The organism is Chitinophaga eiseniae, assembly GCF_900167135.1.
GTDB classification, from domain to species: Bacteria; Bacteroidota; Bacteroidia; order Chitinophagales; family Chitinophagaceae; genus Chitinophaga; species Chitinophaga eiseniae.
The window spans coordinates 200888-216234 of the sequence record NZ_FUWZ01000001.1 but is presented as its reverse complement, the minus strand read 5'-3'; the positions used below and the strand labels follow the sequence as shown (position 1 = coordinate 216234).

Genomic DNA, 15347 nt, shown 5'->3' with positions numbered 1-15347 from the left:
AGCACGGTAGGATTTGATGATGACAGGTTAGATATTAGGTTTTCCGTCTGAGCAATAAATCAGGTGTTCCAGTTTTCTGATATCTGTGATAATAATTTTCCCATCCCTGATGCTGATGATATTTTCATCACGCAGATCGCTGAGCGTCCTGATCAGGGATTCCTTCGCCACGCCGGCCAGTGCGGCCAGGTTACAGCGGCTGATGTTCATACTGAACTCTCCCTGGTTGGACGGATTGTATTTTTTGCAGGTGACCAGCAGCGCTTCTGCTACTTTCTTGCGCAGGGGGCTGTAAGCCATGCGGAGCATCTGCTCCTGCTTTTCGGCGATGTTGCCGGCAAGGATGTCCAGGAATTTACGCAGAAAACCGCTGTTGTATTCGAAATGAAGTTCCAGGTCGGTGCGGGAAACAATAACCAGTTCGGCATCTTCAATGACTTCGGCGGTTTCACGGTACCTGCCGCCGTCCAGCAGCGCATTGAACCCGATAAAATCACCTTCGTGATAGAGGCCGGTGATGAGTTCCTTTCCCTCTTCATTCCATTTACTGGTTTTCACTTTGCCTTTGAGGATATAAAAAATGGAGGCTGCCGTCTTCCCTTCTGCATAAATAATACGTTTCTTTTTAATACTGCTTACGTTGCCATCGTCGATCTGCGCTTTCAGCAGCTCGTCTATAGTAGTAACAGGGTTAAAAGCATGCATAACCGGGGTTAATGAATGTTTACAATCAGCTTCCTCTTCAATGAACATTACCTTTTTCATCTTTCTGATTTAATTAGGACATGACAATGACATAACATACTAACTCGTTTTTGGAGAAACGGTCGGGTAAAAGGATATGGTTAAATTTTCTTGAAAGAGATGGTGTTTTCTTTCGGGGTTATCATCAGGATAGAGCTATCAAGACCTGGGGTGTATACCTAAATCGGGTGTATACTTAAACAAATTAATCTCAGCTTTTTCATAATCATGGTATTTGGGGTTTAACTTTATTTGCGTGTCTTAAACATTCTCACTATCCTGCTCTTGTCGACGATCTCAAAATCGGCCGTGCCTTCCAGGCGGAGACCTACGTCTACCGAACAGGACATCACCCTGGGTCTTATTTTATCATTGAACGCCTCGGGATTCAGCGATACGGCATATTTACCGGCCGGTACGTTCAGAAAATAACTACCCATGTCGTCCGTCAGGGTGCTATACAGCATGCCTGTACTGTCTGTTGCGATTACTTTTATGTTGCTGCGAGGGAAATTACTCTTGGCCAGAGAATCCGAGCTGATCACGATCCTCCCTGTAATCACCCGGCTCCGTTTAAAGGGGATGAAAACAGTACGGTCTTTGTTCACTGGAACGGTCTGGAACAAGCCGGAAGCGGGAACTACGCCGCGTACGTTGTTAGCGCTACCAAAATCCAATTTGTAATTTCCTGGGGTGACGTTGCGGTAGGAGATAGCGCCTCTTTCATCTGAGATAAAGGGAATACTGTTGATATTGATCTGCAGATTAGGGATAAGCTGTTCTCCGGCTTCCTTGGTTCCGTTAGCATTAACATCAAAAAATGGTAAAAGGTTCAGGGTGAAGTATTTTTTTCTGAAAATCAACGGCACATTAAACTTTTTAGTCATTGATATGCTCACGTACTTTTCGCTCAGTCCATTGGGCGTAAGGCTGCCACTCTCCAGGGGCACCATCGCAGAGGCGCTCAAATCGATCCCCTTCCGGGAATTGCTGTACATCACGCTACCGCCCACCTGGTGATATACCCTGTCATCATACAATGATTTGGAGAAATTATAATAGACATTTGTTCTCACCTTTTTCCACAATGTAAATGTCATATATGGGCCCGCCAGCATCGTTTGTATATACCGCAGAAAATTCTTTTCGGACGTCTGGTCAAACACCGGTTGTTGCATGTAATTACCTTTCAGGCCAAAGAACCTGTAAGCAAGCGACATGTTTGTATTGGTCAGGAGGACAGCTTTTTTGTCTGTCCCGTAGGAACCGTTATATCCGCTAATGGAATTCAGGTAGAAACTGAATTTTTTGCCTGCCTGTTGTCTCACATACATCTCGCCGAAAATATAGTCAGGCATGGTGCCACCCAATGCTATACTCTGCCGCAACAGGCCGCCGCTGAGGGAGAAGGAGCCATTCGTGAAGCCATGGCTGTACTTCAGGCCATACTTAGCGATGTTGAACTTAAATGCATCGGAGCTGTAGACCGTGTCCCGGAGGGTGTTTACACCGGAACGGTTGTATTGGTAAAAAGCCCCCAGTGCGTTGTTGCCGAATTTCCAGCTGAAATCGTGAAAGTGATACATCAGCCCTTTGTTCAGGCCAGGAAAATAGTCACTGTAATACTGGACCAGACTGGAGAAATCGATTCTTTTAGCGTGCCAGGCGAAGTTATAGCCCAGCGCCGCCCCCGGTTTGTCGGGAAAGCCCGGCACCTTCGCCGCGAAGAAATCCATACCGGCGCCGGCACTGACAGACAGCAGCAGCTTTGGTGTGTTGAACAACTGTAATTCGTTATTGAAAAGATAAGACTGCCGCCGCTGCAGGTGGTCCACATCTCCGGCAATCCCTTGCAGCATGACCATCTTTCCGACCGGGTATTTGGCTGTCATCGTAATGTTGTCGTTGGTAAACGACGTCAGCACATTACTATGTTTGGTGGCGCTGATGGAGAATTCCATATTGGCCTTGGGCCGATAGGTAAATTTGCCACCGTTGCCATAAGAATAGAAATATTTGATATCGCTCATATGTCCGAGGTAAAGGTCCCAGTTTTTTGTCCGGTAATTGAAGCCCAATACGTTTCGTTCGAGATTGTTACCAAGGCCGTATTGTTTGGTGCGATAAAAAAAGGAAAGCTTGTTGTCACCCATGGGGATCTCACCGTGCATACCACCATAGTAACTAACCTGCTTTCCCCATATCATGACGCCTGTCTCAAGCCAGAGCGGAAAAGTAATATAGGGAGACGCTTTTTCTGTTCTTTCATGCTGCACTCTCTCCAGCGTGGCGTAGTGCATATATCCTACGCCTGCCGTATCTTCCACATTGATCTGCAACTTCTCCGTCTTCAGCATGCTCAGCGCCTTTTCCTTCAAATGGTAAGAAAAAGAGTACACGGTATCCTTGCCAGGCTTTAACCAAAATTTTTCGGTACTGTTAATATCAAGATTGCGGTTCCTGATATTGGCCAGGTAAGCCCCGGGGACGGTACCGGTGTTCTTCACCCGGAGCGTAACCTTAAAGTCTTTCTCCTGGCCTCTTAACTGGATAACACTGGTAATAGGGGTAACAGAAAACTCATTAATGGGTTCCGCTTTTACGAAAAACCGGTAAGCCTTTGCATCTATCTGCACCTGTACCGGTTTCCACGATGCCGGCGCATTCTGCTGCCGCATCAGTACTACAGGCACGACCTCCGACTGATCTGGCTCCAGCGCTTTGGAAAAAGGTTTGGCAGGAGACATCAACCGCCAGCCTTCCGGGACCGTCACCGATAACTGAAAGGACTGTGCCTGATGGTACTTATTGGTAATCCGGATATGATTATACAGGAAGCGGCTATCTTTATCGGCAGCCAGCGAATCTTTCAACGTTACAACAAAACCGGCAACTCCCTGCCCGAAAACACACGGACTGTAAGCATTACAACAGAGATGCCATAAAATGCACAACATGGGGGGTAACGATAGTTTCATCTGGCTGACAGGGGTAAAAGGGGTACATCCAACATAATATCTTTCGGGGCACATCCAACTTACTGAGGTAACATCCGATTATCTGAGGTAACATCCAACATACATACATCCAACAAATATCCGGCAGCGGGCTTGGGAGCAAGTAAGCCTTCTCCGTTGAAAAGGCTTACTTGAGCGTCCAATCTCAGGTATTATAACTGTGTTGCAGTCAGAATTACACCAATACCGTAGCTACCTGCAGCAAAATCCCATCCCGGATCAGCTTTGAATTTCAGGGAGAAAGGTCTGTTGCAGCCATGTGTACCACAGTTGATCAGCGGAGCAGCAGCTACTGTCAGCGGATTCCAGGTCATCGGAGTGGCATTGGTACCACCGGTGCCGTTGCTGTGCAGATTGTATTTCAGTACTGTGCTGGGCATGATAGTGTTGCCAACGCCGCTACCTACATACAGGAAATTAGGAGAAGAAGATTTGATGGTAACGTTAAAGTTCCTGTTGGAGCTAACAGTGAAATTGCTGGTTTTGTGACCATAGAAATCTTCAAGTTCTTCACCGCAGTTATAATCTTCCTTGCAGTCGAATTTTGCACACATCACGTCAATTGGAGGGCAAATTTCAATGATATTTTTCAGTTCGAGGCAAACGAGCACTGTTGCACAATCAGAGAGACCAGGGCCCGGGGTGGGGTATGAATTGTTGGGAGAAACAGGAGCAGATCCTGATTGCGCGTAACCTGCTAAAGCAGCGATTGCAAAAGCTGCAGACAATAATAGCTTTTTCATTTTTTTTTGGGTTTAAAAGTTTTGAGAAAACAGCAACCTGAATGATGAAATGCGCATTCTTTTATCAAGGTTTATGACACAATATTAGAGCTATTTAAATTTCGTAGTGATGACCACCATCATCATTTTAAAATTCTTTTAACATCGCTGCATCTCATCCATTCACACACCTCCAAAAACCGCTACCAGTATACCATACAGCCACCAAAAAAAAATTCCCGTTAACCGACGATTAACGGGAAAACAATATCGCAACCGATTGTCTACTGTACATCTTTCAACTCATCCTTTATCTTTTTTATCTCCTTCAGATACTTGCCATAGCACATCCTTATCCATAACTCTGTAGCCACCACACACCAGCCGATCACCACTACAAAAACAGACACTATCTTAAATACCGTCCAGGCGCTGACAGCGGTGCCTACAGCCTGCATAAATCCCGGTTTCGTTAATATATAGGTGGTAGCCAAACCCAATCCCAGCATCATCAGCGCATAAGTCCATGAACGATACATTTCGATATGCAGTTCAATATCATAATACACTTCATACAGATGCTCTTTGGCAGATAATACGGAGGTTCCCAACCGCCGGTAGAACCGGTAAAAACGATAGGAATAATACACGCAGGTGGCCAGCATCACGCCATACAGGCAATAGTAAATCACTGACATGATCGCTGATTCCATATATCGTCCCCAGAAGCCCGCCAGAATAACAGCTATCAGTTGCGTCAGCGCTTCATGCCTCATGGTCTTCCGGATTTTATCCACCGGGTGATGCGCCGCCCTTATCTTCTCCAGGTTATCAGGCACCACCACCCCTTTTCCACCGTCGTCTTTATTCCACAATGATTGTATATCGTCAAAATTCATAACCTTGTTGTTTTATCAGTTCTTTTAATTTTGTTTTGGCCCGGTTGAGCTTTACCCGCGCATTACCCTCTGAAATACCCAGGTTATCCGCAATCTCACGATGAGAATAGTTTTCGAGATGATAAAACATTATCGCCTTCTCCACCCTCTCCAGCTGCTGTACCGCCTTGTAAAAATGATACAGCTGCAGCTCCTTCTCGGAAGACCGCTCCTCCTCCGCCAGGTGCTCCGGCATCACATCCGAAGTCTGCAACTGCCGCCGCTCCTTTTTAAAGAACACGATGGCCGTATTCAGCGCCACGCGGTACATCCAGGTGGAAAAACGGCTCTGCTCCTGAAAGGACCCATAGGACTTCCACAACTGATACACAATTTCCTGAAACAGGTCTTGTTGATCATCAGCAGTATCCATATACATCTTACAGATCTTGTGAATGATCCCCTTGTTTGTTGCTATATGTGCCAGAAATTCCTGTTCCCTGTTTTTCAAGATGGATTGCTTTAGTACATTTCCCTGATTAGTATCCGGACCGGCCGTTTCGTTACACCATTTTCAAAATAAATTTAAAGAAATTCATTTTCAAAGAATTATTCATATGTTATGTCCCTCCTGATTAAAACATTATCTTCGGTCAGTATTTTACCATTGTAAGCATGAGATACCTACTGTTTGTTTTGTTATTTGTTAGCCGCATCACCGCCAACGCCCAGCAGTTACCATTTTCTACCGTCGACGATATGGCCCGTAAACTGCGACAACTGGAGGTTTTAACTCCTGCGGGACAGGAAGAACTGGTCCGGTTTGCCCAAGGCCTGCCTCTCCGACTGTATCAGGGACTCGATAAAATGCAGGTACCGAAGCAGGCCGTTTTTGTGGCAGAAGCCGACTTTCTGGACATCCTTCCCGGCCAAACCCATATACCGCCGGCCATACTGGACTCCCTTGCCGCCATCCGGCAGTATCCCTGGTCGGGGCATGACAATGAATTCGCCGAAGCCCGTTTTCTTTCCGGACAGTTTCCCTCCCGGCATGACCTTTTCAACTTTCTGCTCCATTCCGCCGACTACTACCGGTTTAATTACGACAGCAGCGATACACTTACCAACCGTCTGCTAAGCTGGTTCGGCCCTGCAATGGCGCCCTACCTTACAGATAGCACCCTTGAACTGGCGGTCAGCGATCAGACAGATACACCAGAAGCTCAACAGGAAAGGGTAGCTGTCTATGCTCCTTACCTCCGTTGGGTCGATCTTTTCCGACAGGCAGGTTTCCTCCCGGAAACAGATTCGGTGATCAACGCCTATTATCACAACGGGAAAAATATCTACGGGTCTGTCAGTCATACAAATGCCCTGCAGGAGCTGGGAAGATACATCACCTATCTGGATAAGTATCCCTATCTTAAACAACAACAGCTGCTGCGGCTGGACACTCTGCAACAGTCCGGACTGATCGATGGCACCGAAAAACAGCAGATCATCACCCGCTACAAACCCTGCACCCTGCTGTCTTCCGATGATATCCTCTCCGCCTGCAAAACCGCCGTGCCGCTCTATACCGCCACCGACATCCTGCCGTACGACCTGGTACCGCAGCATACTTATGGCCAGATACCGGTAGCCGCCATCCGGGTACTATATCAGCGGGTGACCGATAAAATATCCCGGCAGCTGTTTCCCTTAACGGCAACGGATATACGGGTGCAAAAAGCCACGCCTGACGCCGATGGATTGTATCCTTACCAGGAGCAGCTGGCCCTCAGCCGGTCGGCCAAAATATTGTCCGCCACCCTGCGGCTCAACGGCCGCCTGTACCGGGAAACTATCGACGAAAAAGAATTCGAATCGTGGATACGCCCGGAGAACTTTCAATTCCTGAACCACTACCTGGAAGACCGGCACGACCCGCGGCGCTTTTATTTTATCACGCCCAACCGCTTTACCCGCTACGAGCCATTGCAGCCCGACACCGTCTACCTCGCATTGCTCACCCGACAGCAGGCGGGACTGCTGCAGTCGCCTTACCTGTTTGGCCGCATAGAAGGCTGTTACAACGGCAGCCCCGGCGATTACGACTATGCCGTATATCCCTATCAGTATTTTGACACTGCCAGCAGGCTAACGAAAGTACAGATCGATTCGCTTGTAACGCTTTGCAGGAGCCAGGGTATATTCCTCCAGCAAGACACCGCACTGTTACAGGCCTCTATCCGGGAACATAACCCTGTCTTCTACCAGGACGCATTATCTTTTTCCCCTGCCTGCTTCAGCAGCGCAGCGGCACTGCCAGGCCTCTTACCCCGTACACAGGATGCGTTGCGGCAGCTGCGTACCCGCCAGGTACTTTTAGCAGTTCCGGAGACGATGGAAAATGCGGACGCATGCTCCGTTATCAATGAAGCGCTGGGCAAACAGGGTGTTCCCTTCCGCCTTTACCAGCTGGCAAACGGAGAAGATTCGTATGGGGATCAACGTTATATTTTACTGAAACCTGCCGCAGCGGCGGCGTTGAAAACATTTTCGCCCGGCATTTTCGCCGGAGCGGATAGTGGCCGTTAACCGGCCACTACCTCCTCCCGGGATTGTATAATGTGATTGATACCGTTGTTGATCATTTTTTCCAGCAGCACGTAGCCGCCGTTAGGTTGTTCGTGCGCAAACAGCCGTTCCGCTTTGGTTACCGGCGACGCCCAGTAGAGGTTCACCGGATCATTGTAAATCAGCGGCATCTGGAAAGAAGGACCGTTATACAACGCGGCAGACAGCACCAGGCTTTCGTAAGGGGCCGGCAGCTCGTTGAAGCTGATGGTATGTCCCTCTCCCAGCCAGGTGATTTGTTTCCATGGCCTGTCGGCCAGACCGGAGACCATCCCTGCCAGGTTCATCATCGCTTTTTCGTCGAAGTCCTTTTTACTGATGGCGATGCCGAGTTCCATACGGCGGAAACCGGCAGCCTTATCATTGTACAGCATGTCCACCCAAGGCATGGGACGGATGCTCACCCCCAGCGTCAGGAAATACACCACGTCGTCTTTCTCAAAACGGGCCATGCCTACAGGCGGCCACTGACCACCATCAATAGCGTAATATTTTTCTACCGGCCCCAATTGCGCCTCATAGGCATCGAGATATTGTTGTTGCAGGACACTCCATGTCTGGCTGGTTTCATCGGACCAGTCGTCCCAAAACGCCATGGCGCCCATTACTTTTTTATGCAGCTGGTTGGTGGCCGGTGTTCCCAGCGGGAACATAAGGCTGTCGTCTTCCCCACCGGTGCAGTCCGCCGCATATCCTACGGTACGTTCCTGTGTGTACAGCGTCCAACCGGGGATAACCGCCATCAGCTCTCCATCGTAGACCACAGCGGCGCCGTCGCCTTCTTCCATCCATACGATGCGGATCAGTTCGGGGTCCAACGGGGCCTTGCCTTCCGGATGATTACAATAACGGGCTTCCAGCATGGGCGCCATACCCTCTTCCATCGCCTGCACATCCTTGTCCGCCGGCGCCGGCTGCAGGTTACGTAACCAGCATGGACGCGGGGAATATTTGTTGGCCAGCAGTTCTGAAGGGTACAGGTAAAAATAAGCTACTCTGTCGTCCTGTTCCACCACCGCATACATCGTATTGCGGCTGTTCGTTTCTTCTATCAGCATAACCGGATCTGCCATAATATCAATTTTTATAGTAATACAGAATTCTCCAAAAATAATGTATTCATGGCTGTGACTAGTAATCCAGACCGAAATCGATTATTTTGCTGAACATAAACCGTCGTACATGAAAACTTCCACGTTCCTGCTGGCGGCCCTCCTGCTGGGCTGCATCCAGCTGATGGCCAAAGAAAGGCAACTCTATCAGATTAAAATCTATCACCTGAAAACGGCCGCCCAGGAAGCGCGGGTAGACAGTTTCCTGCAAGCAGCCTACCTTCCGGCGATGCATCGCGCCGGTATCAGCACCGTGGGTGTTTTTAAGCCGGTCACCACAGATACCGCCGATATACGTATCTACGTGCTGGTGCCTTTCCGGAATATGGACCAGTTATTACAGCTGGATAAGAAGCTGGCAGCCGACAAAGTTTTCCGGGAATCCGGCCGTCCTTACCTGGACGCCGCCTGGAACGACATCCCTTACGGCCGGCTGGAATCCATACTGCTGCAGGCATTCCCCGACGCGCCGGTAATAACGGTGCCTGCGCTGTCATCACCCAAAACCGAACGGGTATACGAATTGCGCAGCTATGAAAGTCCTACCGAACAATATCATGTCAATAAAGTGAAGATGTTTAACGAAGGAGGGGAAATCAATATTTTTCGGCAACTGGGCTTCAACGCGGTGTTTTATGGTTCCGTGCTCTCCGGCAGCCGCATGCCCAACCTGATGTATATGACCACGTTCAACAATAAGGCGGATCGCGACGCACACTGGAAATCCTTTTCTGCAGACCCCGGCTGGAAGAAATTGTCAGTGATGCCTGAGTATGCACACAACGTGTCCAAATCAGAAATCACCTTTTTGTATCCAACCCATTATTCTGATATATAAAGCTTTTTACCGGTCATCTTTTGTTGTCTGAAAAAAATAAAAGTTTTTTTTCAGACAACTTATTGCAGCACAACCACTAACAGCACATAATACGCAAACGCTTTACCAGTAAGCAATACCAGCGACCATCACTTCGCTCTCTTCAGGAGGATGCGCACATTTCCTGGCTGTTAACAACAAAAAAACTTTGTGTTAAATTTTGTAGTTTGATTTTATTGCCTACATTTGCAACCTCATTGCGAGGTAGAGCAGAGGTAGCTCGTCGGGCTCATAACCCGAAGGTCAGTGGTTCGAATCCGCTCCTCGCTACAAAAGAAATCCCGGGTAACGCCCGGGATTTTTATTTTGGTAACCCAGTGTCTTTCTCCTCAACATACCTTCCGGTATCAGAAATAAATAGTATTATTATATTGTAAAATATATCAACGGAGATATCCTTATCACCACAAACGTTCATCCTTTTTATTAACAACAATTAATCCATGAAGCAAAAACCATCAATGGCATTTATCGCCACATCCTGGGTAGGACTACTGGCCGGGGTTGTGGGATACCTTATCGGACTGTGGAACGCCACTATGCAACTGAATGAAAAAGGTTATTATTTCACCATCCTGATGTACGCGTTGTTCGCAGCGGTATCCGTACAGAAATGTGTACGCGACAGGCTGGAGAATATCCCTGTAACGGATATGTACTACGGCATCAGCTGGGTGTCCATGCTGATCGCCATCGTACTGTTGATCATCGGCTTGTGGAATGCTACCCTCCTGCCCAGCGAAAAAGGATTCTACGCATTCGCTTTCCTGTTGAGTATTTTCGGGGCTATCGCTGTACAGAAAAATACCCGTGACAGCCAGGCGGCGAAAGATCAGCTCTCGCAAAGCTAGTAAGAGAGCAAAGAGCGCAAAGATTTTTTAAGATTAATAAGAAAACAAAGGAGCGGAGATCAAATTTGATCTCCGCTCCTTTGTTTTCTTATTAATCCTAAAATTATTCCTCTGCGGGCTTGGTGGTACTTTGCGCGCTTTGCGTGATATAGGCGTTCACATTACCTGAAAAATCTGCCACATACAACATTCCGTTGTAAACAGCCATATCGGCAAATACCGGCGCTCCAACTGCAATACGGCGCAGCATCTTCCCTGAAGCAAGGTCCACCACGTACACAAATCCGTCGGAAGCCCCTACCAGCAGGTGGTTGCCGGCCAGCAGCGGTGTGGATTCTATCGTGGCGGAAGACGGGGAAGTATAGGGAGCGGTATAGAACAGCGCTTCTCCCGGCACAAACTGCCATACCTGCGCTTTGGTGTGTTTATCGAAAGCGATCATTCCCCCGGAGGCGGTGCAGGTGATGATGTATTGAGCTGTCACTAGTGGCGCCGTCATGGTTTTCAGCTCGGCGGTCACCGGGATACTGTCGATCGTTTTGCCGGTAGCGGGTTCCAGCACATGCAGTTTGTTGATCCCGTGCACGTATAACTTATCGTCGAAGAAAGCAGGCGTACCGCTGCGGAAGCGGATGCCTTCATCGTTGCGTTTCCATTGTACGCGGCCGGTAGCTGCGTCGTGGGCATAGAGGTGGCTCCAGTTGGAACCGGTGATCAGCTGGCCGTTACGCAGCGCCATGGCCGCAGGCGTTCCTTCGCCGCCGGTCCAGTCGCGGTTCGTCCATTTCACGCCGCCGGTGCGGATGTCCAGCGCCTGCAGGTTGTGGCCGGCACCGGTGTAATAAACTCCTTTCTCCGCCACGCCGCCGGAATTATACCCGGGCAGCGACTGCTGATGGCCCTGGTGTTTCCAGCGTACCTTACCGGTGGCTGTTTCCAGCGCGTAGGTTACCCCTTCTGCATCGGTGGCCAGAATGATGCCTTCACTGTAACTCATGCTGTGTTTGATGGAGTTGCCGGCAGTGAACCGCCACAGCAAACGGCCGGTAGCCGCATCCAGCGCGGTGATGTAATGATGATGATTACCTTCGTCGTCGATGGTGCCCACAAATATTTTGCCTTCGGCACAGATGGGAGATGACTTCCAGATATTACCACCTATGTTGGCTGTCCATTTCAGGGACAGTGTTCCTGTACCGGCAAGGTGGGCAGCACCTGTGCGTTGCGCGTTTTGCAGCACTTCCGGCCATTCGGCGCTTTTAACTGCCGGCGATGCTGTCTTCGCCAGCCGGAAGGTATCGCGGGTAAAAAGGGTACGGCCGGTGCCAAGGGTGGCCTCTACCGTAGCCGTATATACGTCGTTTTTACCGGCAACCGGCACCGCAGCGGCGGCGCCCCAGTTCCAGTCAGTCCGCTGCTGCAGCGGCAGTTCCTTCACCAGGTTGCCTTTTTTGTCGAACATACGGAAATGTACGGCTTTCACCGGTGAAGCAGTATGATAGGCATTCACGCTCACCATCATCTTATCCTGGTCAAAAGCGGTACCGTTGACCGTCGGTGATACCAGCGTGAGCAGGTTTTCCACATAGGTATAACGGCGTTGCACCAACGAAATACCATTTTTATCGATATCCACCACATCGAAGTTGGAGGCGGAGTTATCGATGCCGCCATCGGGTGGCGGCGCCGCACAGAGCGACCGGATACCGGTGTTGCCATGGGTACGTGCAAAATTAATATGCCAGTGACCATAGATCCAGGCTTTCAGGTTGTGCTCGTTCAGGTTGATGCTGTCATTACCGGCACGCACGGCGAACAGGGTGTCGTATGTGAGCAGGTCGTGGTTAAACACGATCACCGGTTTGGCCGGATCGGCCTTCGCCAGATCATTCTTCAGCCACTTCACCACGTCTTCCAGCGTATAGGAAGGCTGATAATCGCCATAACGCATGGGAGTTACAATAAAATGGGCTGGACCCGCTTCAAAGGAATAAAATACCGGTCCAAAGAGGGATTCGTACAACGCCTCCCCATAAGGGCCCTTTACAAGGTCGTGATTGCCGATGCAATAGTAAACCGGCAGCCCCATCGTGCGGGTATTGACATGCTGTGCGTGAAAGGCCATGCCTTTCTCGTAGCAGATATCACCGGTATGGATCATGAAGTCGGCGTTTTCATTGCGGGCATATTCTTTGGCTTCCGTCATCCAGCTGTTGAACTGCGTGGTTTCCGTATCTGCCAGTCTTACAAACCTGGCTTTCTCCCCTACCGCTTTACCGCTGGCCTGCAGTCCAAAGTCATAGGTTGTACGGCTGCTGTCTGTATGGATATAAAATTCTTTCGTAGTCCTATAGCCGGCGGGCGTAGTGATAAAAACAAAACGGGCACGTGCATGTCCCGGCAGCCGGAACCGGCCGGCTTTGTCAGTAACGGTTACAGAGAGGCCGTCAGATACCTTTACACCGGGGAGACCGGTTTCGGCAGCATCCTGTTTGCCGTTGGCGTCGCCATCGAGGAATACGGTGCCTGAAAAACTTTGCGCCACGGCGGTGTGCAGGGTGCAACAGGACAGGAAAGCAAACAAAATCTTTTTCATTGTCAATGTTTATATAAAAAAAATACGAACTACAGATGGCGAACCGCGGATACCTGTCAATATGAAACAATAAGGACTGACAGGCGTTTCCGCAAAATTCGCTATCTGTAATTCGTGTTTTACGATCTGTGATTACCAGCCCATGATCTGCTGCAACTTGTTATTCAGTACCAGCTGCTGCTTAGGGATCGGGCGATAGTAAAACTTAGGCTCTGTAAAGGTACGTCCTGCGCGGTCTGCGGCAAACAGGATATGACCGCTGGTGCCATTCTCCAGGTAGAAGATATTCTGACCACCGTTTTTGTCTACCAGGTAAAAACGGCTCAGACGTGCTCTCACCTCCGCAGGCAGCCCTGCGATGGAAGAGGTGTCGGTCGTATTCGGCAGGATAGCAATATCCGCCACACCGTCGCCGGTCATATCGATACCGCCCATTCCGGCCACATACATGCCGGCAGGAGCCTCTTTGAGGCGGGTGCCGGCAGCCCAGCGGTTGATATCGTTCAGCCGTTGTCCTTCGCAGGCCATCTCCACCCTGCGCTCGCGGCGGATCTCCAGGATCACACCCTTGTTGGCGCTGGTTACGTTATATTGATTGCTCATCACCTGGTCAGGATTGCCGTTAGCAGCCACCATGCTCAGGTCGGGCATCTGCACGCGGCGGCGCAGCAGGTTCACGGATTTGTCCAGGTCTGCCTGTGACAGCTCCAGCAACTCCGCTTTGGCTTCGGCGTAGTTCAGCAATACCTCTGCATAACGGTATACCGGCAACGCTGTGTAGTTAGCGTCCCATCCCTGCCGCTGTTTCGGATCACGGGGATAGAATTTCAGCTGGTCATAGCCACCGAGGTTCGGCTTAGCGACATAGGGATTGTTATCCTGTGTGGTGCTGAAACCGGGATAGGCCACGGTCTCCGCCAGGCGCGGATCGCGGTTCTTAAAGGTGGTCGTATAGTCCATCTTGTTATAACCCGGCTGGGAGGTGAATGGCGTACCATCGGTCATCAGGTAGCTGTACACCAGGCTCTGGCTGAGTGACCATGTCCAGCCCAATACACTGTGAGTATTGTTACCCTTGCCGAGGCTCTGCGGATAATCCCGCCACTGGATCGCTTCTTTGTTATTGGCCAGGGTGGTGCTGGCAAACAGCGCGCGGTAATCAGCGCCGCCTTTACCGGTATTATAGATATCATAGCGGTTGCTGGCCATGATCTGCTCGGAAGCCCATGCCGCTTTTTTCAGCCATACGTCAGCAGTACCCTGCAGCTTCAGTTCGGGATGATAGCGGCGGAAAGTGCCTTCAAACAGGCAATAGCGGGACATCAGCGCCAGTGCGGTGTATTTGTTTACCAGCGTACCGTTGTCCTTATTATCCGCTTTGATGTTATCCACGGCAAACTGCAGGTCGGCCAGTACCGAATCCGCTACGTTAGCCCGCGGGTCCCGCCCTTTATACATATCAGGATCGATGTCGCTCATCACATGGCCGTAGAAAGGCACATCGGAATAACGGGCGATCATGTTCGCATAAAAGCGGGCACGGAAATAGCGCGCCACACCGGTATAGTGTTTGATCTCTATGGCATCTCCCTGTGTTTTATGCACATTGTCCAGCAGGTAGTTGATATTACGCAGCTGCCTCCAGTTATCCCAGCCGCCTACGGTGGTGGCATCCAGGGTGCCGTGTATCAGTTTATCTATTTCGCTGCCAGTATTGCCGGAAACGTTGTCTGAGTTGTTGTCTTCATAAGGGGCAGACAGGTTATCGTCGTACAAGCCATTTACGTAGGTCTGCAGGTCGCCCGGCGTTTTAAAATAAGCATCCGGTGTAATCTCCGTCTGTGGCATTCTTTGCAGGAAATCCTTATTACAGGAAACCGCTGCACAACCCAATATAATGAATGGTATAATAAGCCTCTTGTTTTTCATGT

General features: G+C 49.8%; 11 protein-coding genes and 1 tRNA gene. 4 read left to right on the top strand and 8 right to left on the bottom strand.

Annotation, left to right across the window (positions count from 1 at the left end; translation table 11 throughout):
- Positions 1–27: 27 nt before the first annotated feature.
- The 5 genes from B5D63_RS00800 to B5D63_RS00780 form a co-directional block, all read right to left on the bottom strand.
- On the bottom strand, positions 28–705 hold the full coding sequence (locus B5D63_RS00800) for a Crp/Fnr family transcriptional regulator (RefSeq protein ID WP_159455845.1): 678 nt from the start codon (positions 703–705) through the stop codon (positions 28–30).
- Between the two features lie 287 nt (positions 706–992).
- Entirely contained in the window at positions 993–3701 is a 2709-nt protein-coding gene (locus B5D63_RS00795) for a COG1470 family protein (RefSeq protein ID WP_143312715.1), read from the bottom strand.
- 212 nt (positions 3702–3913) lie between these two features.
- On the bottom strand, positions 3914–4504 hold the full coding sequence (locus B5D63_RS00790) for a hypothetical protein (protein WP_143312714.1): 591 nt from the start codon (positions 4502–4504) through the stop codon (positions 3914–3916).
- 263 nt (positions 4505–4767) lie between these two features.
- Positions 4768–5382: a hypothetical protein gene (locus tag B5D63_RS00785; protein WP_078666885.1), complete on the bottom strand. Its 615-nt coding sequence runs from the start codon at positions 5380–5382 to the stop codon at positions 4768–4770.
- Positions 5372–5872, bottom strand: coding sequence for an RNA polymerase sigma factor (locus B5D63_RS00780; protein WP_078666884.1), 501 nt, complete (start codon positions 5870–5872; stop codon positions 5372–5374). The genes B5D63_RS00785 and B5D63_RS00780 overlap by 11 nt, the downstream gene beginning before the upstream one ends.
- Positions 5873–6036: 164 nt before the next feature.
- Between B5D63_RS00780 and B5D63_RS00775 the strand changes: the two genes are divergently transcribed.
- Entirely contained in the window at positions 6037–7941 is a 1905-nt protein-coding gene (locus tag B5D63_RS00775) for a hypothetical protein (RefSeq protein WP_078666883.1), read from the top strand.
- On the opposite strand, the gene B5D63_RS00770 is transcribed toward B5D63_RS00775, so the two are convergent.
- Positions 7938–9053: a suppressor of fused domain protein gene (locus B5D63_RS00770; protein ID WP_078666882.1), complete on the bottom strand. Its 1116-nt coding sequence runs from the start codon at positions 9051–9053 to the stop codon at positions 7938–7940. The genes B5D63_RS00775 and B5D63_RS00770 overlap by 4 nt on opposite strands.
- Positions 9054–9162: 109 nt before the next feature.
- On the opposite strand from B5D63_RS00770, the gene B5D63_RS00765 reads away from it, so the two are divergent.
- The 3 genes from B5D63_RS00765 (at position 9163) to yiaA (ending at position 10820) form a co-directional block, all read left to right on the top strand.
- The gene (locus tag B5D63_RS00765; RefSeq protein ID WP_078666881.1) at positions 9163–9930 is read left to right on the top strand and encodes an NIPSNAP family protein; all 768 of its coding nucleotides are present in this window, start codon (positions 9163–9165) and stop codon (positions 9928–9930) included.
- Positions 9931–10167: 237 nt separating this feature from the next.
- A tRNA-Met gene (locus B5D63_RS00760) sits at positions 10168–10239 on the top strand.
- A gap of 173 nt (positions 10240–10412) precedes the next feature.
- Positions 10413–10820, top strand: a complete 408-nt coding sequence (gene yiaA / locus B5D63_RS00755; protein WP_078666880.1) for an inner membrane protein YiaA — start codon at positions 10413–10415, stop codon at positions 10818–10820.
- Positions 10821–10923: 103 nt separating this feature from the next.
- Here the strand turns inward: yiaA and B5D63_RS00750 are convergent, their stop codons facing one another.
- On the bottom strand, positions 10924–13416 hold the full coding sequence (locus B5D63_RS00750; protein WP_078666879.1) for an outer membrane protein assembly factor BamB family protein: 2493 nt from the start codon (positions 13414–13416) through the stop codon (positions 10924–10926).
- A 132-nt stretch (positions 13417–13548) separates the two neighbouring features.
- Positions 13549–15345 carry a RagB/SusD family nutrient uptake outer membrane protein gene (locus tag B5D63_RS00745; protein WP_078666878.1) on the bottom strand — a complete coding sequence of 599 codons (1797 nt, stop codon included), beginning with the start codon at positions 15343–15345 and terminating at the stop codon, positions 13549–13551.
- Positions 15346–15347: the final 2 nt, after the last annotated feature.